Here is a 22,425-nt window from a genome sequence, read left to right as displayed (position 1 = left end):
TTACTTTAGTGATTTACGAGCCCGAGGCGTTCCCGGCTTTCTTCCGGCTTGTAGGCCACCCGGGTCATGCCGAGAAGCGCATACCGGATGCTGTCGACAAGGGCGTGCCAGCTCGCTTCGATAATATTTTCCGATACGCCGACGGTGCTCCACGTGCTATTGAAATCGGTCGATTCGATGAGAACACGAACTTTCGCTGCCGTGGTATCCTTCTCGTCCAAGACGCGCACTTTATAATCGGACAAATGCATGTTATTGATATCCGGATAATATTCGACCAGACATTTGCGCAAGGCGTTGTCCAGCGCATTCACAGGACCGTTGCCTTCGGCGGCGTTGTAGATTGTTTTGCCGTGTACGTTCACCTTGACTATCGCTTCGGAAAGTACCGGTTGATCGGCGGATTTGGCTACCATGATTTTAAACGAGTCGAGCGTGAACACTTCCTCCAGTTTGCCGTAGGCGTCCCGGATCAGTAGCTCCAGCGTGGCGTCCGCGCCTTCGAACTGATAGCCCTGATGCTCCATCTCTTTGATTTGCTCGATGAGCTGCTTGGTCTGCTGGTTTGTCGTATCGAAGTCCAAGCCCAACTCCTGAGTCTTGAAGACAAGATTGCTTTGTCCGGCAAGCTCCGAGACGAGCACGCGCTGCTTGTTGCCGACCAGCTCAGGCTTGATATGCTCGTACGTGCTGGAATCGCGCAAAATCGCCGACACGTGAATTCCGCCTTTGTGCGCGAAAGCGGCGGAGCCGACATAAGGCTGGTTCACCGGCATATGCATGTTGGCGATTTCGCTGACATAGCGCGCCACGCTGGACAGGCTGGCCAATTGCTCCGAGGTGATCACATCGTACTTCAGCTTTAACTGCAAATTCGGAATGACCGATACGAGATTGGCATTGCCGCACCGCTCCCCGTAGCCGTTGATCGTGCCCTGCACTTGCCGGGCTCCGGCCATGACGGCAGCCAGGCTGTTCGCTACGCCGAGCTCACAATCGTTGTGCGCGTGAATGCCGATCGGACAGGAGAGCGAGGTCGTCACTTTGGTCACGATGGCCGAAATTTCATGAGGCAGCGTGCCTCCGTTCGTGTCGCACAGCGCAATCCAGTCGGCGCCGGCTTCCTCGGCCTTCTTGATCGTCGCCAGAGCGTATTCCGGGTTGCTCTTGTAGCCGTCGAAGAAGTGCTCCGCATCGTAAATAACTTCCAGCCCATGATTCTTCAAATAACGGACCGAATCGTAAATCATCGCCAAATTTTCTTCCAGCGTCGTCTGAATGGCCGTATGCACTTGGAAATCCCACGATTTGCCGAAGATTGCCGCGGCCTGAACGCCGATCTCGAGAATCCGGTTCAGGTTAGGGTCGTTTTCCGCCAGCGTCTCCTTGCGTCGCGTGCTGCCGAAGGCTGTAATTTTTGCATGCGTCAGTTTCAGTTCCTTCACGCGCGTGAAAAATTCAATATCCTTGTTATTGCTGCCGGGCCAACCGCCTTCAATATAGGAAACGCCCAGCGCGTCCAGCTTTTGGGCGATTTTGAGTTTGTCTTCGACGGAGAGGCTGACGCCTTCGCCCTGAGTGCCGTCTCGAAGCGTAGTATCGAAAATTTTTACCGTGCCCGCCATAATGATCCTCCTGTTTGTCTAAACGTTTTATTGCGCTAAAGTATAATTTATAATTATAGCACAATGTATCTGCCGAAGGATATTGCTAATCCTGAAAATATCCCCGGCTTGACCCCGGCGCTTCGGGCGAATTATGCTGTAAGTAAGAGGACGGGAGGCGGATGCCATGGTTGAGACAAATGGGAGGGCCAACGGCTATCCCGTGAACGGCAGAGTGATTCTCCACATCGATATGAACGCGTTCTATTGCTCGGTCCATGAAGCGGTAGAGCCCGAAAAATACAAAGATAAACCCATTGCGGTAGCCGGAAGCGTGGAACTGCGCAAGGGTATTATCGTAACCTGCTCCTATAAGGCGAGGGCGCGCGGAGTGAAGACCGGGATGCTGGTGCGGGAAGCCGACAAGCTCTGCCCTGGCTTAATCTTGATTCGCCCGGATTTTGACCTGTACAGGCAGTTCTCCAGACGGTTTATGAAGATCGCCTACGAATATTCGCCGCTCGTCGAAGCGGTGTCGATAGACGAATGCTACGTCGATATTACCGGCTCCAAGATCTTCGGAACCCCGCTCGAAATCGCCGAAACGATGCAAAATCGAATCCGCGAAGAGCTTCATCTGCCTTGCTCGATCGGCGTCGCGCCGAACAAGCTGCTGGCTAAAATGGCTTCGGATATGAAAAAGCCCAACGGCATCTCGGTGCTGCGCAAACGGGACGTGCCGACCGTACTGTGGCCGCACCCGTGCGCCAGCTTGTTCGGCATCGGCAAGAAGACCGCGGAAAAGCTGAAGCGGCTGCAAATTCATACGCTCGGCCAGTTGGCTAATGCCGACGAGCGGCTGCTGAGCGACCGGTTCGGCGTGCTCGGTCCGGCATTGAAGCGGGCGGCCAACGGCGAGGACAACTCGCCGGTTAATCCGGATAAAGAGCAAAGCAAATCGATCGGCCATGCGACGACCCTGCCGGTTAATTATACGGACCGGGCCGACATCCACCGGGTGTTTCTGAACTTGTCCGATCAAGTCGGGCGGCGGTTGCGCCGGCAGGGCTTGGTCGCGGAGACGGTACAGATCTCGATACGCGATCCCGATATGAAGACGATCACGCGGGCTTCGAAGCTGCCCGAGCCTTCGGAAAGCGCGGACGATTTCTACCGGACGGCCTGCCAATTGTTCGACGCTCACTGGAAGGAAGGACTCCCGGTACGATTGCTCGGTGTGACACTGCAAAATCTGACAGCCAAGCAAGAGCTTGCCGTCCAGCTCGACTTGTTCAGTTATCAGAAGCAGCCTGTAAAGGAGAAGCTGAATCAGGCGATGGATGCGCTTCGCGACAAATATGGCGAAGGCGTGATTCTGACTGCGGGGATGCTCGGCAACGATCCTTCCGCGCTCATCCGCAACACCAAGAGGCGCGGCACGTCGCTGCAAATGGATCATCTCCGGTTAAAGGGACTGGAGGAGGAAGACTATTGACGACAATTATCGGGTTCGCCGGTTATTCCAACAGTGGCAAAACGACGTTGATTTCGCTGCTGGCTCCATATTTTGAGGAGCAGGGCGTCAAGGTCGCGGTAATAAAACACGATGCGCACGGGCATTATAAGGAAGCGCCCGCAGCGGATTCCACATTTTTTATCCGGTCCGGGGCATCGGCTTCGGTCGTCTTGTCCCCGGATGCTGTAAGAACATACGAACGCAAAACGGTCACGCTTCAGGAGACGATCGAGCGGTTAAAAGGAAGCTACGAGCTGATTTTAATAGAAGGCTTCAAGCGGGAGCCGCACGATAAAATTGCCGTATTCCGGACGGAGGAGCAAGCGCGGATCGTACAACAGCTCGCTGCGCCCCCGATCGCTTGCATAGCCGCGGATCGGAAGCTGGCAGAAGCCGCGGCGCCGGGCATCCCTTCCTTTTGTATGGACGCTGTAGAGTCCGTCGCCGAGTTTATCCGTTCCCGTATGAGGAATCCATAACGCAGCGGTATCATATCGTTCGCTACTTTCTATTTGAACTTTGTAAGCTTTTATATTATATTTTAGGATGTGGTTACACAATTAAGGGAGGAAGATTAAACATGGCAAAATATACATGGGTAGAAAAAGATACCTGTATCGCTTGTGGTGCCTGTGGAGCAACGGCTCCGGACATTTACGACTACGACGATGAGGGTCTCGCGGAAGTCATTTACGAAGGCGACGGCAACAAAGGCGTAACCGAAATTCCTGAAGATCTGTACGATGATCTGCAGGATGCTCAGGACGGCTGCCCGACAGACTCCATCAAAGTCGCAGACGCCCCTTTTAACTAATACTCCGAATATCTGTAGCTTTATAGCAAAGAGCCTGTTTCCTCCGTGGAAGCAGGCTCTTTTTCTAGCGGACCAACCTGAAATAAATAACTTCGGTCCGGCATTTTATGGTAAGATGAATAGCGGAAACTGCCAGAAAAACAGGGGGCTTTTTCATGAAAAAGGGATGGAGCAAAACCGGCGTTATCGCAGCGGGCAATGCGGTTATCGTGCTGCTGTGCATCGTGCTTTTGACGACGGGGGCGCTCAAGGTATTATCCGACAATTTATACAATTTTAACGTGACGCAAACCATGACTCAAGCCCCGCACGAGGATATTGTCGTCATCGGCATCGATTCCGGCTCCATTCGGGAAGTAGGGCCTTATCCGTGGGACCGCAAATTATACGCGGAGTTGATCAAACAGCTTGAAAGCGCGGGCGTCAAAGCGATCGGCTTCGATATTGAGTTATACTCCGAAAGCGACAAGCCGGAAAGCGACCGGGCGCTGGCCGACGAATTGGCTAAACATAACAACATCGTCATTCCATCCCATGCGAATCTGGAAAATAAATTCGACCGGTCGATGAAAGTGAAGGCAGGGGAACTGCTGACTGCCCGCTCGGTAACGGAACCAATTCCCTCCTTCCGCCGGTCGGTTGGAAAATCGCATATCAATGCGGCCTACGACAGCGACGGCGTCATTCGCTCCAACTGGCTGCAGATCAATTCGCCTCAAGGGATATATCCGTCGTTTGGGCTTGCGATGGCGCAGCTTGCCGGAGTCGATGTGAGCCGGTATCTGAACCTGCCTTTATTGGACGGCCGTCCCAAGTCGGAGATGCTGATCCGCTGGGATGCGAAGGAATTCGATTTCGAAACGATTCCGTTCGCCAACGTGCTGAAGGGCGGCGTGCCCCCTCAGACGTTCAAGGATCGGCTAGTGCTTGTCGGTTATACGGCTCCCGGCTCGGACGAGGGCGTTACCCCGGTGGAGAAGCACATGCATCTGGTGTATGCGCATGCCAATATTTTAAATCAGATCTTAAAGCAGCAGGTCGTGCTGCCTGTAGACAAGCGGATCGAATTTGGGCTTACGCTTCTGGTCGTGCTGCTGCTCGGGTGGGTGACTTGGCGGCTGCGGGCCATCGGCGGAGCGGTTTTTGCGTTAGGGATCGTCGCGCTTCTGTTCGCCGGACAGTACGGGTATTTCGCGGCAACTTCGCAGTATTTGGACATTGTCGATGCGGTGGCTTGCGGGCTCCTCGCTTATTCCGGCAATTTGTCGATGAAAACCTATTTTGAGACGAAGCAAAAAAATTACATTACGAAGCAGTTCGGACGCTATATTTCTCCCGATCTGGTCAAAGCGATTGCAAGCAGCGAGCAGGAAATCCGGCTCGGGGGGATCAGCAAGGAGCTAACCGTTCTGTTCCTTGATGTCCGCGGGTTTACCCCGCTGTCCGAGAAGCTGAAGCCCGAAGAAGTGGTCGACTTCTTGAATATGATGTTCAACTTAATCACGGAGCGGGCCCTTGAAAACTGCGGCACGATCGACAAATTTATCGGGGATGCGGCGATGATCCTGTATAATGCTCCGCTGGATGTGCCGAATCATCCGTATTACGCGGTCAAAACCGCCTATGAAATTCAGCAGGGGATGGAGAACGTGCGGGCCGAGGTGCTGGAAAAATACGGCGTCTCGATCAGCATCGGCATCGGTATTAACACCGGCGAGGTCGTAGTCGGCAATATCGGGTCTTACTTGCGGGTCGATTATACGGCGATTGGCGACAACGTGAATACGGCCGCCCGGATCGAGTCCAATACGCAGCCGAATCAGATTCTGGTGTCCGAAGCGACTTACGAGCTGACGAAACACGCATTCGATTATCAATTTGCCGGGGAGAAATTAATGAAAGGCAAAAGCGTTCCGCTCAAGCTCTTTGAGGTGCTGGGAATGAAAGACATTGATTTGCCAAATTATGTTGAATAATGCCGGTTCTCACCTTACAATATTGATTAGATTTTTGGATTCCGGAGAGGAGTTTTGTTGTGGCGAACGCAGGAAGGTTTAATCGGCGGAAGCGGAAGCCGGCCCTTTGGGCGCTTGTTTTCGCAATGGCGCTTCAAGGGACAACCTCAATCGCTCTCGCAAGCCCGGCGAATGCCAAATCGGCCCGGTCGGCGGCTGTCGTTGAAGTAACGGGAGAGGTAGCCTACAAGAAATCGGGCGGCTCCAGATCATATGCGGCGTATCGGGACTTGAATTTGAATCAGGGCGATTCGATCGTGACCGGTCCGTCCTCCTCGGTCGTGCTGCGGGTCGTGGACCACGAAGACGAGATTACGATCGGCGCAAATTCCGAAGTATACATATCTGAACTGATGGAAAAAAACGGCGGCAAGAAAACGAAGGTGAAATCTTGGGCAGGCAGCTTATGGGCGAAAATCAAATCCTTGGTCGGCGCGAAAGATGAATTCGAAGTCGAGACGCCGACGGCGGTCATGGGTGTTAGGGGAACGAACTTCATGACATCCGTCAACTGGAAGACAGGGAAAACGACGATGGCTGTGGCAGCGGGAGTCGTTTCCGTTTCGGAGGCCGAATCCGCTGCGGACCGCAGGAAAGCGCAGGATGCGGGAAGCGTGTCGGTGTACCCGGCTCAGCAGGCGAGTATCGATTCCCCCGGGCTGAATAACGATCTGCGGACCCGGGCGGAGTACGCGGACCCCAAAGCATTGGTAGAAGCCGCGGATAAAAAAGTGCTTGAAAGCTTTATCAAGAATATCGGGGATATTCAGAAAGAACAAGATAAAATGAAAGCGCAGCTCCAGGAAAATCTCGATAAAGGTGTGAATAAGCCGGACGAGCGTTCGATTCTGAAAATCACGACGCCGGCAGGTCTGGACGCCGTAAGAAACAATTTCGATCGGTTTCTGTCCCAATTGGCCAAATCGGCCGTAGACGCAGGGAAGCTGACTCAAAAAGCGGTGGATGACGCCAACGCGAACATTGCCGACGCCTCAAGAAAGCTTGATATTCACAACCCGCCTGCCCTGGATAAAAATGCAGGCATCGATCCGAAAGTGGAGCAGTTGAAGAATCAGGCGGAGCAAAAAAATACGGCATTCGAGCAGGAACAAAGGCAGCTGCGCGAAAATCAGGCAAAGCTTGCGCCCTTGCTGGATCGTATCGAAGCCGACAAGCAGCGGATTCAGGACCAGAACCGGAAAGCCGTTGTTGAAGCGGATCAAAAGGCAACGGTTCAATATACGAGCACGCTTAGTGGGGACGAAAAGAAAACATTCGAGGAGAGCCATAGGAAAAACACCAATCAGCCTGCTCCCGATCCATCCCCTCGTCCGACTTCGCCTCCTGCCGATTCTGGGATCGACAGCGGCAGCGGTTCGGGCGGCGGTTCCACGGACGAACGTCCTTCGGCCCCCGTGCTGATCAGCCCGACAGCGGAAGCGACGGTGCGGAACCCGGTGCAAATTAAATTGAAAGCCGCCGCCGGGACAACCGTCCGTGTGCTGAACGGCACGGAGGAAGTCGGGCGCGCAGCCGGACAGGGGGAGAGCGAAGTTATCGTTACGCTTCGGGCGCTGCCGCCCGGAACCTACAAGTTAACGGCGCAGGCTTTCCGCGAATCTGAAGCAAGCGTACCGGTTTCGATACCGCCGATTCATATTTTGGGAGTCGGTATGACGCAAGTCGGAGGCATCAAGGACGGGAAGATCGGTTTAGCGTTGACGATGAAAGGCTTTACGCCTGCTGCGCCGTTCTATTCCGTCGAAGCGCATCTGCTTTACGATAAGGCGGCGCTGGATTACAGAGGTCCGGCTGATCTGACGCCCGTTCCCGGGACCGTATTCCATGGTTCGCAAGCAGCAGAGACGCTTCGTCAGATAAGCGACACATCCGGGAGCGAATTGATCTATGCGGCGACAGCCTTTGAAACGCGGGGCTCCGGCGTCATAAAGCCTATTCAATTAAGCGGAGATACCTTGCTTGTAAACGTACCTTTATCGGTTGTCGATTCGGCCGCCGGTTCCGCCAAAGTCGACTTGGCTTATATCAAAGTCATCGATAAACAAGGGAACACGGTATACGAAAGCAGAGACATTCAATCGAGCAGCGTCGGTACGAAGTAGGGTGCGGGATACGGGAAGGAGCAAGCTAAGCTATGAAGAAAGCAACGAAACGAATCGCTGTGTCGTTTCTTATGTCCGCCATGATCGGCGCATCAAGCGCGCAAGCCGCCGCTTGGTCGAAGGACGCCCTGCGGGGCGAGAACGGACAAACGTTAACGGAGATGACGACATTGGCCGGAAAGGGCGGCTTGGGGAGCGCGGATGGAGCGGGCGCATCCGCTTCCTTCCGCATGCCGGCAGGATTGGCCGTATGGAAGGACGGCACGGTGTTGATTTCGGATTCCCGAAACCAGCGGATTCGCAAGCTGTCGCAAGGGACGGTCAGCCCCTTCGCGGGTACAGCTTATAAACAGGATGGCAGAGGCTTCCCTGTCGGCGCGCTATTGGACGGGAAGAGCGATGCCTCGCTTTTCAACGAGCCTCAAGGACTTGCGGCCGACGCCAAGGGCAACGTATACGTAGCCGATTCGGGCAACCATGCGATCCGTAAAATCGATACCGTCGGTCAGGTCAGCACTGTCGCCGGCAGCGGGCTGCTTGGAAGAAAGGACGGCCAAGGGAAGGATGCTTTGTTCTATCGTCCGACGGATGTGGCCGTCGCGGCCGACGGTACCTTGTACGTGGCGGACTCGCTCAATCATGCGATCCGAAGCATCTCACCTGCGGGCGAAGTCAAGACGCTGAACGCCTTGTCGTCCCGTGTCGCAGAACTGTCTCCCGGACAAGTATCGCCTGCGGGCGATTTTGCCGACGGGGATTTGAAAAACGCCAAATTTAACGAGCCGACCGCTCTTGTGCTGGACGCCAAAGGAAATTTGATCGTGAGCGATTCCGGGAACCAGCGCATCCGATATATCGATTTGCAGCAGGGGAAAGTATCGACGTTGGCGGGCGGGGGTCAGGCGGCTATGAAGAAGGAGCTGCACGTTCCGGGCGGCTTCGCGGACGGAAGCGCGGCGGAGGCGCGATTTAACTTCCCGATGGGCCTTGCTCTGACGGAGGAAGGCGGCCTTGTCATTGCCGATAGTCAGAACCATGCGATTCGCTACTTGCTGGACGGGCAAGTCCGTACGATTGCCGGAGCAGCCGACCGCACAACCGGAAATGCCGATGGGATTGAAGGAAGCGCTGCGCTCCACCGCCCGATGGATGTCGCCGTTCGCGCCGACGGATCGGTGCTGGTGGCCGACGCCTACAATAACAAGCTTCGCGAAGTCAGCCTGTATCGATTGCCGGACGGTCTTCCGAAGGACGGCGGCGTCAAGGTCGTCGTGGACCGGCAACAGATCGCGTTCGAGGCCCCGCCGGAAATCGTTAGCGGAAGAACAATGGTTTCGGTCCGGGCGATTACGGAAGCGCTTGGTTATAAAGTGACGTTCGACGAGGCGACTCGGGCCGTACAGCTCGGCAAGGACGGCGAGACGATCGAGCTGTATATAAGAAAGACCGGGATCAAGCGGACGATCCCCGGACAGGAAACAACGGTCAAGCCGACAGATGTCGAGCCGTTTATTTCGCAAAATCTCACCTTCGTACCGGTACGTTTCTTTGCCGAAGAAATCGGAATGGACGTTCAATGGGACGAGGCGACACGTACGGCGATCTTACGCAGCAAAACGAAATGATCAAAGTAATGTGAAGTCTCGACAAAATAAGACCTATTTCCGAGGTAATCTCTTAGGGGGACACTTCTTGGAATAGGTCTTTTCGGTGATGTTACCAGCGGAAGAAAGGATGCGGCAAGCGATGCAAGAGTATTAAGAAAAGCGATTCTCCCGCCGATATAGTTTGCAGGAAGGCGGAAAGAGAGGGGCGTCCCGTGAAACCGAAAGATTCGAAGGATTCGGAAGAACAGCTTCAGCTCTTTTTCAAGCAGGACCCGTTTTATTTAAAAAAATATGTCAAAGAGCATCCGAACAATAAAATGGCGTGGTACTTGCTCGGGCGCGATTATGAAGCGCAGGGGAAAAAGGGAAAAGCGCTGTACTGTTACGCGCAGGCCGGGGAAGTTTATGAAGCGTATGAGAATCAGAAGGTGGCTTTGCCTCCTGAAGAAATCGAACCGATCCATCGCTGGGGAACGGAACATCAGAAGAGCAGACGGAAGCGGCTCGCTCGACTAATGGCCGTCAGTCTGCTGGCATTTGCCGGTCTGTTGTTTGCCCCGGAGCTGGGGCGTATATTCGAGAAGACGGAAGAAAACGCCCGCACTCCGGTCATCGTGCTGCCGGAAGGGATGACGTCCTCCGAGCTGCAGGAAACGAAAGTGTACTACCTGGCCGGGGAGAAGAGTCAAGGGAATGTCGGCGCTGCGCTGCAAGAGATGCTTCTGCGGGAAAGAATTAGCAGCTACGCGATTCTGGCAAGGGGGATTCCGCTTGCCGGGACCGCTTGGATCAGTTGGCTGAAGAAGCCGGAAACGCTGCTTTCCGTCGAAGCGCAAGCAAATGCGGCGCAGCAGCAGATCAATTATTATGACGCGGCTGCTTGCAGCTGCCAGCCAAGCGATCCGCAGAAGGCGGACAGCATCGTGGCCGCTTGGATGACGAAGCAGGAGCAGGATCTCGTGCTGCGCTCCGCCGTTGCGGCTTATATCCGGCGTACGGGGCAAGCGCCCGCGCAGGCTTCGCAGCTGACGGAAGCGTATCCGAACAACGTGCTGCCGGGGCTGAGTTCCTATATGAAGGAAACGTTCGACCGGGACAAGGAAGCCTTGGCTGCGGAGATGAACGCTTGGCTCAAGCAGGCTGGTGCGCAGCCTGCAAGCGACGACGGAAAGCCAGTGCCGCCCCGTACGGGACAGGGCAGTTTGACCAAGCCGTTAACCGAACCGATGCGAATTATGATCGATAAGCAGGCTCACCGGCTGTCGGTTGTCAGCGGCAACATCGTCGTCCGCAATTATCCGGTAGGCTTGGGAGCGGACCGGACACCGGAGGGCAGCTTCGTTATCTCGGAAAAGGTGCGCAATCCGAACGGAAAGTCGAACGGGGAGTTCGGGAGCCGGGGAATGACGCTGTCCGATACGAATTATGCGATTCACGGAACGAACCGGCCGTCCAGTATCGGCAAGGACGAGTCGTTAGGCTGCATCCGTATGGCGAAGGAGGATGTGGAGGAGCTGTTCGACCTGGTGCCGCTCGGAACGAGCGTGACGATCGGCAAGGGCTCGCTGTCCGAGGAGGAATCGCGCAGTCCCGCGCCGTATGGGGTGACGCCGCAAAGCGTCGATACGAATCCGGGGAAGAGGTACAACTGGTTGAATTAGGGAGCTTGGTCGTCCAAGTCGGCTGTGGCGGTAAAGCCTTTGTCGGAAGACCAAGCTTGTAGGAAAGGATAGAAAGCGCTAACAAGTCGGTCTCAGTGGTTGAACACAAGCAGAGCAATCATACCGAGAATGACGACGCCAAAGATGGAGCCGGCCCATATGATCAGCTTCTTATTAGGCTCATCCTTTGTTTTCCGCTGCGCATAGGGGGATATTTTCTTTTTTTGCATAGACCTCAGCCCTGCCTTTTTGTTGGATTAAGCATATTTTAACATAATGCATTGTTTAAAGTCGTATGGATTTTGTGATCTGTCCCCTTTATTTTTGTTTCGTAAAGCGCTAAACTGTCAAAAGAGACTAGCGAAGAGACACGTGCGGGGAGAGGACAGAAGCATGCTTTACAAAAATATCGCAAAGCCGATGCTGTTCGGGATGGACCCGGAGAAGGCGCATCATCTCATTATCGACGGACTGCATACGTTTGCCAAGATGCCTGGCGGACGGTGGCTGCTCCGCGCGATGTGGGGCGTTCGGGCGTACCCGGAGCTGGAAAGCGAGCTATGGGGAATCCGGTTTCCGAATCCGGTCGGCTTGGCGGCAGGGTTGGACAAGAATGCGAAAGCGGTCCCCGGATTTTCGAACATCGGCTTCGGCTTTATGGAAGTCGGCACGGTGACGCCGAAGCCGCAAGCCGGCAATGAGCTGCCGCGGCTGTTCCGGCTCCCGGAGGACGAGGCACTTATTAACCGGATGGGGTTCAACAATGTCGGAATCGAAGGTATGAAGCGAAATTTGCGCAATCAAGGCCAGCGCACAATTCCGCTTGCCATCAATATTGGAAAAAATAAAACGACGCCCAACGAGCAGGCGGAAGACGATTACCGTGCCTGCATTCAAGCGCTGTATGGGTACGGAGACTTTTTCGTCGTCAATATCAGCTCGCCGAACACGCCGGATTTGCGCAATCTGCAGCACGGGGACGACTTGTCGCGTCTGCTCGCAGCCGTGAAGGACGAGATCCGCAAACAGCATGCCCGCTTCGGCGGACGGGAGAAGCCGGTGCTCGTGAAGATTGCGCCCGATCTGGAGCCGCAGGAAGTCGAGTATATGGTCGAAACGATTGTGCGGAGCAATGTCTCCGGCATCATTGCGTCCAATACGACGATCGGCAGAGACGGTCTGCGCCATGCGAACCGGGGGGAAACGGGCGGATTAAGCGGCCGTCCGTTGACAGATCGCTCCACCGAGCTGATTCGAACCGTATACCGTTTAACGGACGGGAAGCTTCCGATTATCGGATCGGGAGGCATTTTTACGGCCGAGGACGCCTATGATAAGATTCGGGCGGGAGCCAGTCTGGTCGAAGTATACACCGGCTTGATTTACGAAGGACCGGACGTGCTGCGGCGTATTAACCGCGGGCTTCGGGATTTGCTGCGGCAGGACGGATTTACGCACATATCGGAGGCGATCGGATCGGGGCATTAAGGCAAGTAAGATTTGGAGGTCGACGGAATGGACGGACGCGATTGGAAAAAATTTCTTCTGCCTTATGAACAGGCAGTTGAGGAATTGAAAGTCAAATTCAAAACATTGCGCGCGGAGCTCAAAAGCCGGGATGAATATTCGCCTATCGAATTTGTAACCGGCCGGGTCAAGAGGACCTCCAGCATTTTGGAGAAAGCCAAACGGCTGGACGTTCCGATGGATCAGCTCGAGACCGGGATCGAAGATATTGCGGGTATCCGGATTATGTGTCAATTCGTTGAGGATATCGAACGATTGGCCGAATTGATCCGTGTCCGGGAAGATATGACGCTATTGTACGATAAAGACTATATTAACAACAAGAAGCCGAGCGGTTACCGCAGCTACCATATGATTGTCGAATACCGGGTCCAGACAGCGCTTGGCATGAAGCGCGTGCTGGCCGAGATTCAGCTGCGGACGCTGGCGATGAATTTTTGGGCGACGATCGAGCATTCGCTAAATTATAAATACCGGGAAAGCTTGCCGGAGGATGTCGTTGCACGGCTGAGCCGGGCGGCGGAAGCCGCGTACCAGCTCGATCAGGAGATGAGCAGCATCCGCGAAGAGATCGTCGAAGCGCAGAAGCTGTTCGAGGACAAATCGAGCATCGTGGCGAAGGTGCTGAACGGCATTCAAGAGCTGTATTTTCATCTGCGGGTACGGGAAGCCGCGCAGTTTCAGATGCGCTTCAACGAGCTGTGGGACACGGACGACGTCTGGCTGTTGAAGAAGCTGTCGAACGAGGTGGATCAGGCGGTTAACCGAGCGAAGAAAAATTCTTTGGCCTGAAAGTCCGGTGAACCCGAGCCAGCGGCTTGGTATCACCAGGCCTCCGCTGGAGGCGACCGAAACGGAGGCGAGACGGTGACAACGTCATACGATCGTTTATATGTAGAGTTTGTGTATTATTTTAACATAGCACGCGATTATTTCGAATGTCACGAAGTGATGGAGGAGCTTTGGCTCGAGGAAGGCCGACATCCGTTGTACCAAGGCCTGCTGCAGGTGGCAGTAGGCCTTTACCATTACCGCAACGGCAATACGAGCGGGTCGATCAAGCTGTTTACCGCAGCCTTGGACAAATTGGATCATTATCCGGAGGACGCGCTCGGGATCGACCTTGGCCGCCTGCGCGACGACAGCCGGGTATATTTGGACAAGTTGGCCCGTGCGGAGGAGCAGCCGTTTGCTTTCTACGACCTGGACATCCGCATTTTGGATGCCGGGCTGGAAGCCTTAGTGGAAGAGCTGAGGCTGCATCCGCCGGAGCCGCATGAAGAGCATTAGCTCTGAATGCGGCCAGCGATGCCGGCGCTAGGACCGTCGCGAAACGAGAACGGCTTGCAGCCCAACCCTGCACACGGTTAGCCACGCCGCCCCGGCGGCAAATCCAGCGGCAACGTCACTCGGATAATGAACCCCCAAATAAATGCGGCTTACGCCGATCATGATGACAAGACAGCCGGCCATTACGGCGATCAGCAGCTTCAGGACAGGAGATTTGACAAACATCAAGAGGAGCATGGCCAGCATGCCGTAGAAAACGATGGATGCCATGGAATGTCCGCTGGGGAAGCTGTAGCCCGTTTCTTCAACAATCCGGTGGAACATAGGCCGCTGCCGTTCGAAAATGTGCTTCAGCAGTTGGTTAAACAGTGCGCCGCCGAGAACGGCAGCCGCGAAAAAAACAGCCTCCCATTTCTTCTTCCGCCACACCATTAGAGATACGCTAACGGGCAGCAGGACGAAAAACGTCTGAAACGCTCCGAATAAAGTAATTCCCTTCATCCATACGGTCAGCTCAGGATTGATATGCGATTGAATCCAATCGATGTAGGTCCGGTCAAAACGCTCCAGTTGATTTTCCTGTAAATCGTGTGCGAACTTAACGAAAATCAGAATCGACAGCAGTACGATCATGAACGCGGTTATGATGTATTTTCCGGTCAGCAATGCTTGTTTTGGTTGCACAGAGGTACTCACAGCTCCTTTTAAAAAAATGTAAAAAGAAACAGCGGACCGCAATCCGCTGCTTCGGGGTATCCCTTGGCGTCCACCGACCGCCGGCAGGATTATTTTTTATGCTTTTCGAAAAAAGCTTTGAACGTTTCGGCCTTTTGTTCGCCGACGAGACGCTCGACTTCTTTGCCGCCTTTGTAATAAATCAGGGTGGGGGTCGCTTCAATCGCGTACTTTTGCCATCCGTTCTTGAACTCTTCAAGATTGAACTGCTTGATGTCGATGTTCAGTTCCTTGGCGACCGGCATAAGCACGGGCGTTGTCAATTTGCAGTGCGGGCACGTCGAACCGAAATAATACAAGTAGAAGTCTTCCTTTGCCGCGATCTTTTTGTCGAGCGCGTCAGGCAAAATGATGTTTTGGTAGTTCGGATCGTCCAGAAGCGCCAGTGTGGCCGGATTCAGTTTGTCCGGGGCGATGCCGTACACGTTGTTTGCGTACTTTCCGAATTTAGCCTGATTGGACTGTTGATTGACAAAATAAAGAGCTCCGAACAGAACGACGATAATAGCTAAAAAGATACCTAACTTTTTCATGGTTCCCCTCTTCCTACCGAGTATAAATGTCTCCTCTAAAAACATTCGTTACTTATGCAAAGTTTCCTTTTTCCATCATACAATAAAATTGAAGGATTTTCGACATTGGCGTATACTTGGGTAGACTTCGGACATCCAAGAGAATGGCGGGGGACGTTAGACTACCGTCTTATGGGGAGGTGAACCCTAACGATGAAAGCAACGCTACGTCTGGACAAGCTGCTGGCTCATACGGGCTTCGGCACACGCAGCGAAATCAAACAGCTCGTGAAGCGCGGCATCGTCAGCGTGGACGGCAAAACGGTGAAGGACAGCGGAATGCAGGTGAACCCCGAGCGGCATCGCATTACGGTTGACGGAATGCCGGTGGTTTACCGCGAATTCGTCTACTTGATGCTGCATAAGCCGCAGGGCGTCGTGTCCGCCACGGAAGATACCAGGGACCGGACCGTGCTTGATCTGCTGGACGAGCAGTACTCGCATTTTGACGTATTCCCGGTCGGACGGCTGGACAAAGACACCGAAGGGCTGCTGCTGCTGACGAACGACGGCAAGCTGGCGCACAACCTGCTGTCGCCGCGAAAACATGTTCCGAAGACGTATTATGCCGAAGTGAGCGGCGCTGTTAACGAAAGCGACATTGAAGCGTTCGCGCGCGGCGTCACATTCGATGACGGCTATGTGACGATGCCCGCGGAACTGAACGTGCTGCACTGCGGACGACCCGAAGCGGGCGAGCTTTCCCGCGTCGAATTGACCATACATGAAGGTAAGTTTCATCAGGTAAAACGCATGTTTCAAGCCGTAGGCAAGCAGGTGACCTATCTGAAACGGCTGTCCATGGGACCGCTGAAGCTGGACCCGGCGTTGCCGCTAGGGCAGTCGCGGGAATTGACGGAGGAAGAGCGGCAAAGCCTGCTGGCGCATGGGGAATAGAAGCCGGCTAAGCCAATTCAGCTAACAGATATATAGAGAGAAGAAGTACAAGGGAGCGGAGCAAAAATGAACTATCGCATCATTGCGCTTGACGTGGACGGCACGCTTTTGAACGACGAGCATGAAGTAACGGACAAAACGGTAGAAACGCTGCGCACGGCGCACGAAGCAGGAGCCCGGATCGTGTTGTGCACCGGCCGAGGACCGGTCAATGCAATCCCGGTTCTGGAGCGTCTGGGCCTTACCGGCGTGCTGATCACGCATAACGGGGCGGCGACCGTCGAGACGCCGGGGCCGAAGCTGCTGCATCAATCCGGCTTCGAGGTGCGGGAGCTTGCGGAGCTCGTCCGCTATTGCCGCGAACAGAATATACATTTTGACGTGAACACCGCGCTGGATATGTTTGTCGAGAAAGTAGGCGAGCGGGAAGCGGCGATGTACGAAAAATTTATGGTTTCTCCCGAGCGGGTGGAGGACGTGCTGAGCATGAACGTTCCGCTCGTGAAGTTTACGATGTTCGGGTCGGAGGAAGAGATGGACGCGGTCGAGCGGGATTTGGCGCGAGTATCGCTGCCTCCGAGCGTTCATGCGCTGAGAAGCGGAGCGCACTTTATCGACGTGCTGTCGAAGGAAGTGTCCAAGGGCCGTGCGCTGCAGGCGCTCGCCGCCCAATGGGACATTGCTCCCGGAAACATCGTTGCCATGGGCAACTATTACAACGATATGGATATGATCCGGTTTGCCGGACTCGGCATAGCGATGGACAATTCGCCGGATGCGGTCAAAGAGGCCGCCGATGCTGTAACGCTGTCCAATAACGATGATGGTGTGCATGAAGCGCTGCGCCGTTTCGTGCTTCCTACGGGAGAGCCCCGCGCATAGTTTTCCGTCAGGGAAGGACATGCTATGAGGGTAAACTCCGCACTGCGCGAGTGCATAACCTGATTGGAGGGGACCCGAATGACGCATGTCAGCTTAAGACCGGATCTAAGGACGGCGGGCGGCGAAGTCAGCGACATCATGTTCAAAAATCGGTTTGTGGGTACGCTATCTCTCGTCTTCCGTGAATCCGACCGAATCGCAGGCGCGCTCCAATTGGAGAAAGAAGTGCTTGACGACGCGGAGAAAGACGAAGTGTTCGATGCGGTCCACCAGTATGTGGACTCCCTGCTGGACGCTCTGCAAGCAAAAGGGTGCGAGGTGATGGTCACCTACAGCAGCTTTGACCATGTGATCGCTTCGGAGCGGGAAGCGGAAACCTATGCAGGGGTCGTCTCCACGGAAGAAGATTTCGATTACGACTCGGATTGGATCGATAACGAGACGCGTATTGAAGACGAGACGCCTCAAGAACGGGGCGACTTCACGATGGCGGATTTCGAACTGGTGCTGGTCGGCGAAGACGAGGACGGACTGGAATACCATCTCTACGATAAAGACGAAGATTTTGTCGCCGAGGTATTTCTCCAAATCGAGGACCGCGAAGTGACCGGCACGGTCTATTGGATGATCGAACCTGCCGAAGCCGAGCTGGATATCGCGGCCGATTTGCTTGTGCTCGATTTCGACGAGGACGAGGTGGACCGCTTTGAAATTGCGATGAGCTTCGACAACGAGATTTTCGAAGTGATCGAGCTGACCCACGAGGATTTGCTGGCGGAGGAGGAAGACTCCGAGGTAATTTGGAGTGGAAGCGACGAAGACAAGCCGTATGCGGTTATGCTCGTCCGGGATGACAGGGGAGTGCTGACGTACGAAATATATGAGCAGTCCCGGGGCGGGCTCCCGATCGGCACGGCTACGGTAGATATCAGCGAGCGCCAGTTGACTGGCTTTATCGATTTCCGTGAGCCCGGTAACACGGATGACCGGGAGCTTATCGCTACCTTGCTGATGGAGGAGCTTGACAAGGAAAAAGATTACTCCGCGCTCAACTTGTCCATGATGCACAACAACCGGCTGATCGAAGAAGTACTGTTCGAAACGGAAACGTTCCATTAATCGCATATAAGGGTTGCCGAAAGCGAAAAGCATATGATAAAATGCTTTCTAATTGAATTAGGACCTTCGGGGCAGGGTGAAAATCCCGACCGGCGGTGAAGGCTCGCTTCGGAGCCTAAGCCCGCGACTCGTCGATTTCCGCTGGCGGAACAGACGACTGACTTGGTGCAATTCCAAGGCCGACGGTATAGTCCGGATGGGAGAAGGTCACAAAGTAGGCATACCGGGTTGATTCGTTTGTAAAAAACGGCTCAAGGTGAGCTTATTTGCATATGCCCCGTTATCTTAACCGATAGCGGGGCTGACTTCTTTTCGAAGGGTCCTGTTCAAACACCTTGGGAGGTTGTTGAATATGGACAGAGCTACTGCTGTCGGATTAAACGGCCGTGCTGCCACGGCCAAAGCAAGCGCACGGAGCGGACTATGGCTGGTCGTGCTCGGATCGGCGTTATGGGGCATCGACCCATTATTCCGGATTCTGCTGCTTAAAACGTTTACTTCTGCGCAAATTGTATTGATCGAGCACATGCTGCTGCTTGTCTACGCCTTGCCGGTCGTCTGGCTGCACAGGCAGGAGCTGCGGGGCCTGAAGCTGCGCCATCTCATGGCTCTGCTGTTCATTTCGTGGGGCGGCTCGGCGCTGGCGACGATTCTGTTTACGTCCGCATTCGCTCACGGCAATCCGAATGCCGTGCTGCTGCTGCAAAAGCTGCAGCCGCTGTTTGCAATCATTCTGGCACGGATTGTGCTGAAAGAAAGCTTGCCGCGGCGTTTTGCGCTGCTCATGATTCTTGCCTTGCTCGGCACCTATCTGCTGACGTTCGGCTGGAAGACGCCGATCGGGCATTGGGGAGATATTGCGACCTGGAGCGGATTGCTCTCGATCGGGGCGGCTGCGTTATGGGGCGGCTCGACGGTGATGGGAAGGCTGATGCTCGGGCAAATGAAGTTCGAAACGGTGACGGCCCTCCGTTTTCTGCTGGCGCTGCCGCTGCTTCTGGCTTTGTCGGCGGGCGAGGGAATGGCGCTCGTTCAGCCCGCGCAGTCGGTTGCCTGGGATGCGGTGATCGCTAATTTGGTTATGGGCGCTTTCATTCCGGGACTGCTCAGCCTGCTGCTCTACTACCGGGGATTGACCGATACGAAAGCTTCCTATGCGACGCTGGCCGAGCTGTCTTTTCCGGCGGTCGGCTTGCTGATCAACTGGCTGGTGTTCCAACAAGCCGTCACGCCGGACCAACTGGTCGGCTTCGTGGTCATATGGGCCGCTTTGTTCGGCCTTTCCCGGCAAAGCGAATAAAAGAGAGACTGTCCTTCGCATGAAGGATGGAGCGTGATCAGTCCAACGATGCGGGGATAGTCTTTTTTCGAAAAAAAGCTTTTTTATGGAGGCGGGGCTTATCGGCGCAATCCTTTCGGATAGTGGTTTTTAACCTGTGTTCCGGATTGCTTGCCCCAGCCGAGCGGGAAGCCGTCAACCGTGATCAGCGTCCAGCCGCTGCGCGCTTCGGGACCGTCTATGGTTTCGCCCCGGAGGTAGCGTTCCGCTTCGCCGCTCCCCGCGGCCAGATGAACGGCAAGCCGGGCTTGCGCGGCATCCGTCAGCGCAAGGGCCAAAGCATGCGCCGGTTCCGCGCGATCCTTCTTCACCTCGGCGAGGTGAAGGCCGGGGCGCAGCGTCTTGAGTCCCTGAAGCATCGCGCTGCCGAACGGGCTGCCGGCTGGCGTGGGCAGCAGGTAGAGCTGCTCGCCGAACAAGACCGGCTCGCCCGGCGGCAGCTGGAACCCTGCGGCAAGCGACTCCTCGGCGAACCGTTGGAACAGCCGCATGGCTGCCTCTTCGGGTCGGCTGCCTCCGCGCTTCGCTTTGCCCGCTTGACGCGTACGCGGGGCTGCCGAGCACGTCGTGGCGGCAGGTGGCTCATCCGGCACCCCGTCCAGTTGCAGCACGGCGACAAAATGCCCCTCGCCACGGTGCAGGTGCGGCCAAATCCGCTCCGTCCGTTCGAGCCGCAGCTGCGGATACTGGCGGAGCAGCTCATGAACGGTGCGCTCGTTCTCCTGCTCGTTGAACGTGCAGGTGGAATAGGCGAGCCGTCCGCCCGGCTTCAGCATCGCAACCGCCGATTGCAGAATGTCGAGCTGCCGCGCCGCGCACATTTCGACGTGAGCCGGCGACCATTCGGCGATCGCCTCCGGGTCTTTGTGGAACATGCCTTCTCCCGAGCAGGGAGCGTCGACCATGATTTTATCGAAAAAGCGGGGGAACCGCTCGGCAAGCTGCTGCGGCGAAGTGCTGACGACGACGGCGTTCGTGACGCCCATCCGCTCGATATTTTCGGATAAGCTCTTGGCGCGGACAGGGTGAATTTCGTTGCTGATCAGCAGCCCTTGGCCCGCCAGCTTCCCGGCGATGTGCGTCGATTTCCCGCCCGGCGCTGCGGCGAGGTCGAGAACGGCGTCTCCCGGCTGCGGGTCCAGCAGCTCAACGGCGGACATGGCGGACGGCTCTTGGATATAATATAACCCTGCCGCATGGTAGGGATGCTTTCCCGGCTTCGTTTCTTCCCGGTAGTAGAAGCCTGTCCCGCACCAGGGGACGAGCTCCAGCCCGAACGTGTCGCACAGACGTTCCAGGATGGGGCCGCCGCTCCCCGGGTCGATTTTGGCAGGATTCATTCGCAAGCCCTGCGTGCGGGGTTGTTCATAGCTTCGCAGGAACGCTTCGGCGCTCTCTTGAAGCTGCATTTGCATTTGTTGAACATAAGCTTCGGGCAAACGGATCATAGAGGACATGTCGAACTCCTTTTATGGCTGTCGGTATCCCTACATTATACAAGCTTCGCCATATTGTGAGAAGCTAAGACTGCATGCTATAATTGTTTGGTCCTTTTGGGAGAGGTGAACGAGAATGACATACGAAATTCCGAAAAAAGTACAAACGTTAGGCGAAGACATTCAGCGGAACGAGCTTAAATATCACGACAGGGAAGTGCTCGTTTCCAAGGAATTTACGTTCGATAGCGCCCATCATTTGCACTGCTACGAGGGTAAATGCAAAAGCCTGCACGGGCATACGTATAAGCTTCAGGTCGTGATGCGCGGCAAAGTTGACGACCGGGGCCTTACGATCGATTTTGCGGATATCAAGCGAATCGCGAAAGAGCGGATCATCGACCGGCTGGATCACCGTTACTTGAACGAGGTGCTGCCGCCGATGAATACGACCGCGGAAAATATGGTCGTCTGGATGTACGAGCAGCTCCGGGACGCGCTGCGAAGCGAAGGGCTGTTCCCGGCGGTGCGGCTGGAGGAAGTCCGCCTGTGGGAGACGCCGACCAGCTACGCGGCCGTCACGGCGCGCTTGATGGGAGATGATCCGGCATGATCCGGCTGCCGATGGTGGAAATTTTCGAGACGGTCGAGGGGGAGGGCACGCGAGCTGGCTTTCCGACCGTGTTCGTGAGGCTGTTCGGCTGCAATCTGCGCTGTACGTGGTGCGACACGAAGTACAGCTATCCGCCGGCCGAGGCCGAATTTACGATGACGATCGAGGATATTGTCGCCGAGGCAGGACGTTACCGTTCGCGGCACGTCTGTCTGACCGGGGGCGAGCCGCTGTTGTACGGTGAGAAGTCTAGGGCGCTCATCGAGGCGCTGGTTGCAACCGGCCGCTACGACGACCTGCATATCGAGACGAACGGGGCCATCGATCTAGCGCCTTTTCTGGAGCGGATCGAATCGCCCGTTGTTCGATATATTATGGACTACAAGCTTCCCGATTCGGGTGAAGAGGAACGGATGATCACGGCGAATCTGGCCAAGCTGCGCCCGCAGGACGAATTGAAGTTCGTGATCGGGAGCGAGCGGGATTTTCATGCGGCCAAAGCGCTGCTCGAAGCGTACCCGACCCGGGCGCTGCCGATGTTCAGCCCAGTCTGGGAAACGATGCCTCCGGCCAAGCTGGTCGGTTTGATGCTGGAGCACGGCTTGTCTCAGGTGAAACTGAACATGCAGTTACATAAAATCATTTGGGACCCTGCGGCCCGCGGGGTATAATCAT

The 22,425-nt window shown here is 55.3% G+C and carries 21 protein-coding genes and 1 riboswitch; of the genes, 16 read left to right on the top strand and 5 right to left on the bottom strand.

Annotated features, from left to right (window positions below; all coding sequences use genetic code 11):
- Positions 1-5: 5 nt before the first annotated feature.
- Positions 6-1,625: a citramalate synthase gene (cimA, locus tag NLX71_RS01780; RefSeq protein ID WP_254361788.1), complete on the bottom strand. Its 1,620-nt coding sequence runs from the start codon at positions 1,623-1,625 to the stop codon at positions 6-8.
- 166 nt (positions 1,626-1,791) lie between these two features.
- On the opposite strand from cimA, the gene NLX71_RS01775 reads away from it, so the two are divergent.
- The 7 genes from NLX71_RS01775 to NLX71_RS26765 all read left to right on the top strand — a co-directional run bounded on the left by NLX71_RS01775 (position 1,792) and on the right by NLX71_RS26765 (position 11,340).
- Positions 1,792-3,099, top strand: coding sequence for a DNA polymerase IV (locus NLX71_RS01775; protein WP_254361787.1), 1,308 nt, complete (start codon positions 1,792-1,794; stop codon positions 3,097-3,099).
- Positions 3,096-3,599, top strand: coding sequence for a molybdopterin-guanine dinucleotide biosynthesis protein B (gene mobB, locus NLX71_RS01770; RefSeq protein ID WP_254361786.1), 504 nt, complete (start codon positions 3,096-3,098; stop codon positions 3,597-3,599). Before NLX71_RS01775 ends, mobB begins: the two co-directional genes overlap by 4 nt.
- A 101-nt stretch (positions 3,600-3,700) precedes the next feature.
- The gene (locus tag NLX71_RS01765) at positions 3,701-3,934 is read left to right on the top strand and encodes a ferredoxin (protein ID WP_254361785.1); all 234 of its coding nucleotides are present in this window, start codon (positions 3,701-3,703) and stop codon (positions 3,932-3,934) included.
- A 155-nt stretch (positions 3,935-4,089) separates the two neighbouring features.
- Positions 4,090-5,910: a CHASE2 domain-containing protein gene (locus NLX71_RS01760; RefSeq protein WP_254361784.1), complete on the top strand. Its 1,821-nt coding sequence runs from the start codon at positions 4,090-4,092 to the stop codon at positions 5,908-5,910.
- A gap of 59 nt (positions 5,911-5,969) precedes the next feature.
- Entirely contained in the window at positions 5,970-8,072 is a 2,103-nt protein-coding gene (locus NLX71_RS01755; RefSeq protein WP_254361783.1) for a FecR family protein, read from the top strand.
- 32 nt (positions 8,073-8,104) lie between these two features.
- On the top strand, positions 8,105-9,697 hold the full coding sequence (locus NLX71_RS01750) for a stalk domain-containing protein (protein ID WP_254361782.1): 1,593 nt from the start codon (positions 8,105-8,107) through the stop codon (positions 9,695-9,697).
- A 194-nt stretch (positions 9,698-9,891) separates the two neighbouring features.
- The gene (locus NLX71_RS26765) at positions 9,892-11,340 is read left to right on the top strand and encodes a L,D-transpeptidase family protein (RefSeq protein ID WP_309248915.1); all 1,449 of its coding nucleotides are present in this window, start codon (positions 9,892-9,894) and stop codon (positions 11,338-11,340) included.
- A 92-nt stretch (positions 11,341-11,432) separates the two neighbouring features.
- Here the strand turns inward: NLX71_RS26765 and NLX71_RS01740 are convergent, their stop codons facing one another.
- On the bottom strand, positions 11,433-11,570 hold the full coding sequence (locus NLX71_RS01740; RefSeq protein ID WP_254361781.1) for a hypothetical protein: 138 nt from the start codon (positions 11,568-11,570) through the stop codon (positions 11,433-11,435).
- Positions 11,571-11,733: 163 nt separating this feature from the next.
- On the opposite strand from NLX71_RS01740, the gene NLX71_RS01735 reads away from it, so the two are divergent.
- The 3 genes from NLX71_RS01735 (at position 11,734) to NLX71_RS01725 (ending at position 14,157) form a co-directional block, all read left to right on the top strand.
- The gene (locus NLX71_RS01735; protein ID WP_254361780.1) at positions 11,734-12,828 is read left to right on the top strand and encodes a quinone-dependent dihydroorotate dehydrogenase; all 1,095 of its coding nucleotides are present in this window, start codon (positions 11,734-11,736) and stop codon (positions 12,826-12,828) included.
- Positions 12,829-12,855: 27 nt separating this feature from the next.
- Positions 12,856-13,659, top strand: coding sequence for a GTP diphosphokinase (gene yjbM, locus NLX71_RS01730; protein ID WP_254361779.1), 804 nt, complete (start codon positions 12,856-12,858; stop codon positions 13,657-13,659).
- Between the two features lie 75 nt (positions 13,660-13,734).
- Positions 13,735-14,157 (top strand): DUF309 domain-containing protein, encoded by a 423-nt coding sequence (locus tag NLX71_RS01725; RefSeq protein WP_254361778.1) that lies wholly within the window; start codon positions 13,735-13,737, stop codon positions 14,155-14,157.
- 27 nt (positions 14,158-14,184) lie between these two features.
- On the opposite strand, the gene NLX71_RS26760 is transcribed toward NLX71_RS01725, so the two are convergent.
- Complete coding sequence (locus NLX71_RS26760) at positions 14,185-14,841, bottom strand: phosphatase PAP2 family protein (RefSeq protein WP_254361777.1); 657 nt, start codon at positions 14,839-14,841, stop codon at positions 14,185-14,187.
- A 101-nt stretch (positions 14,842-14,942) separates the two neighbouring features.
- The gene (locus tag NLX71_RS01715; protein WP_254361776.1) at positions 14,943-15,425 is read right to left on the bottom strand and encodes a thioredoxin family protein; all 483 of its coding nucleotides are present in this window, start codon (positions 15,423-15,425) and stop codon (positions 14,943-14,945) included.
- 192 nt (positions 15,426-15,617) lie between these two features.
- Here NLX71_RS01715 and NLX71_RS01710 point away from each other — a divergent pair, with 192 nt between their 5' ends.
- From NLX71_RS01710 to NLX71_RS01695, 4 genes are all read left to right on the top strand, one after another.
- The gene (locus NLX71_RS01710) at positions 15,618-16,361 is read left to right on the top strand and encodes a pseudouridine synthase (RefSeq protein WP_254361775.1); all 744 of its coding nucleotides are present in this window, start codon (positions 15,618-15,620) and stop codon (positions 16,359-16,361) included.
- A gap of 66 nt (positions 16,362-16,427) precedes the next feature.
- The gene (locus tag NLX71_RS01705) at positions 16,428-17,243 is read left to right on the top strand and encodes a Cof-type HAD-IIB family hydrolase (protein WP_254361774.1); all 816 of its coding nucleotides are present in this window, start codon (positions 16,428-16,430) and stop codon (positions 17,241-17,243) included.
- A gap of 78 nt (positions 17,244-17,321) precedes the next feature.
- A complete protein-coding gene (locus tag NLX71_RS01700) occupies positions 17,322-18,362 on the top strand; it encodes a hypothetical protein (RefSeq protein ID WP_254361773.1) in 1,041 nt (346 codons plus the stop codon).
- A gap of 58 nt (positions 18,363-18,420) precedes the next feature.
- A riboswitch (FMN riboswitch) is annotated at positions 18,421-18,574 on the top strand.
- A 140-nt stretch (positions 18,575-18,714) separates the two neighbouring features.
- Complete coding sequence (locus NLX71_RS01695) at positions 18,715-19,662, top strand: DMT family transporter (protein ID WP_254361772.1); 948 nt, start codon at positions 18,715-18,717, stop codon at positions 19,660-19,662.
- 98 nt (positions 19,663-19,760) lie between these two features.
- Here NLX71_RS01695 and NLX71_RS01690 read toward each other — a convergent pair whose 3' ends face one another.
- Complete coding sequence (locus NLX71_RS01690) at positions 19,761-21,149, bottom strand: RsmB/NOP family class I SAM-dependent RNA methyltransferase (RefSeq protein ID WP_254362019.1); 1,389 nt, start codon at positions 21,147-21,149, stop codon at positions 19,761-19,763.
- 124 nt (positions 21,150-21,273) lie between these two features.
- On the opposite strand from NLX71_RS01690, the gene queD reads away from it, so the two are divergent.
- Positions 21,274-21,750, top strand: a complete 477-nt coding sequence (gene queD, locus NLX71_RS01685; protein ID WP_254361771.1) for a 6-carboxytetrahydropterin synthase QueD — start codon at positions 21,274-21,276, stop codon at positions 21,748-21,750.
- A complete protein-coding gene (locus NLX71_RS01680; RefSeq protein WP_254361770.1) occupies positions 21,747-22,421 on the top strand; it encodes a 7-carboxy-7-deazaguanine synthase QueE in 675 nt (224 codons plus the stop codon). The genes queD and NLX71_RS01680 overlap by 4 nt, the downstream gene beginning before the upstream one ends.
- The last annotated feature ends 4 nt before the right edge of the window (positions 22,422-22,425 follow it).

The organism is Paenibacillus sp. MZ04-78.2 (assembly GCF_024213375.1).
In the GTDB taxonomy this organism is placed as follows: Bacteria; Bacillota; Bacilli; order Paenibacillales; family NBRC-103111; genus Paenibacillus_G.
The sequence above is the reverse complement of the archived record's forward strand: the minus strand, read 5'-3'. Positions and strand labels throughout refer to the sequence as shown.

Excerpts from the sequence above, each read along its gene's own strand:
- NLX71_RS01775 (WP_254361787.1), top strand. The coding sequence starts at position 1,792 with ATGGTTGAGACAAATGGGAGGGCCAACGGCTATCCCGTGAACGGCAGA.
- NLX71_RS01690 (WP_254362019.1), bottom strand. The coding sequence starts at position 21,149 with ATGATCCGTTTGCCCGAAGCTTATGTTCAACAAATGCAAATGCAGCTT.
- NLX71_RS01735 (WP_254361780.1), top strand. The coding sequence starts at position 11,734 with ATGCTTTACAAAAATATCGCAAAGCCGATGCTGTTCGGGATGGACCCG.
- NLX71_RS01700 (WP_254361773.1), top strand. The coding sequence starts at position 17,322 with ATGACGCATGTCAGCTTAAGACCGGATCTAAGGACGGCGGGCGGCGAA.
- NLX71_RS01680 (WP_254361770.1), top strand. The coding sequence starts at position 21,747 with ATGATCCGGCTGCCGATGGTGGAAATTTTCGAGACGGTCGAGGGGGAG.
- NLX71_RS01760 (WP_254361784.1), top strand. The coding sequence starts at position 4,090 with ATGAAAAAGGGATGGAGCAAAACCGGCGTTATCGCAGCGGGCAATGCG.
- NLX71_RS01710 (WP_254361775.1), top strand. The coding sequence starts at position 15,618 with ATGAAAGCAACGCTACGTCTGGACAAGCTGCTGGCTCATACGGGCTTC.
- NLX71_RS01695 (WP_254361772.1), top strand. The coding sequence starts at position 18,715 with ATGGACAGAGCTACTGCTGTCGGATTAAACGGCCGTGCTGCCACGGCC.
- NLX71_RS01765 (WP_254361785.1), top strand. The coding sequence starts at position 3,701 with ATGGCAAAATATACATGGGTAGAAAAAGATACCTGTATCGCTTGTGGT.
- NLX71_RS01715 (WP_254361776.1), bottom strand. The coding sequence starts at position 15,425 with ATGAAAAAGTTAGGTATCTTTTTAGCTATTATCGTCGTTCTGTTCGGA.
- NLX71_RS01705 (WP_254361774.1), top strand. The coding sequence starts at position 16,428 with ATGAACTATCGCATCATTGCGCTTGACGTGGACGGCACGCTTTTGAAC.
- cimA (WP_254361788.1), bottom strand. The coding sequence starts at position 1,625 with ATGGCGGGCACGGTAAAAATTTTCGATACTACGCTTCGAGACGGCACT.
- NLX71_RS01740 (WP_254361781.1), bottom strand. The coding sequence starts at position 11,570 with ATGCAAAAAAAGAAAATATCCCCCTATGCGCAGCGGAAAACAAAGGAT.
- queD (WP_254361771.1), top strand. The coding sequence starts at position 21,274 with ATGACATACGAAATTCCGAAAAAAGTACAAACGTTAGGCGAAGACATT.
- NLX71_RS01750 (WP_254361782.1), top strand. The coding sequence starts at position 8,105 with ATGAAGAAAGCAACGAAACGAATCGCTGTGTCGTTTCTTATGTCCGCC.
- yjbM (WP_254361779.1), top strand. The coding sequence starts at position 12,856 with ATGGACGGACGCGATTGGAAAAAATTTCTTCTGCCTTATGAACAGGCA.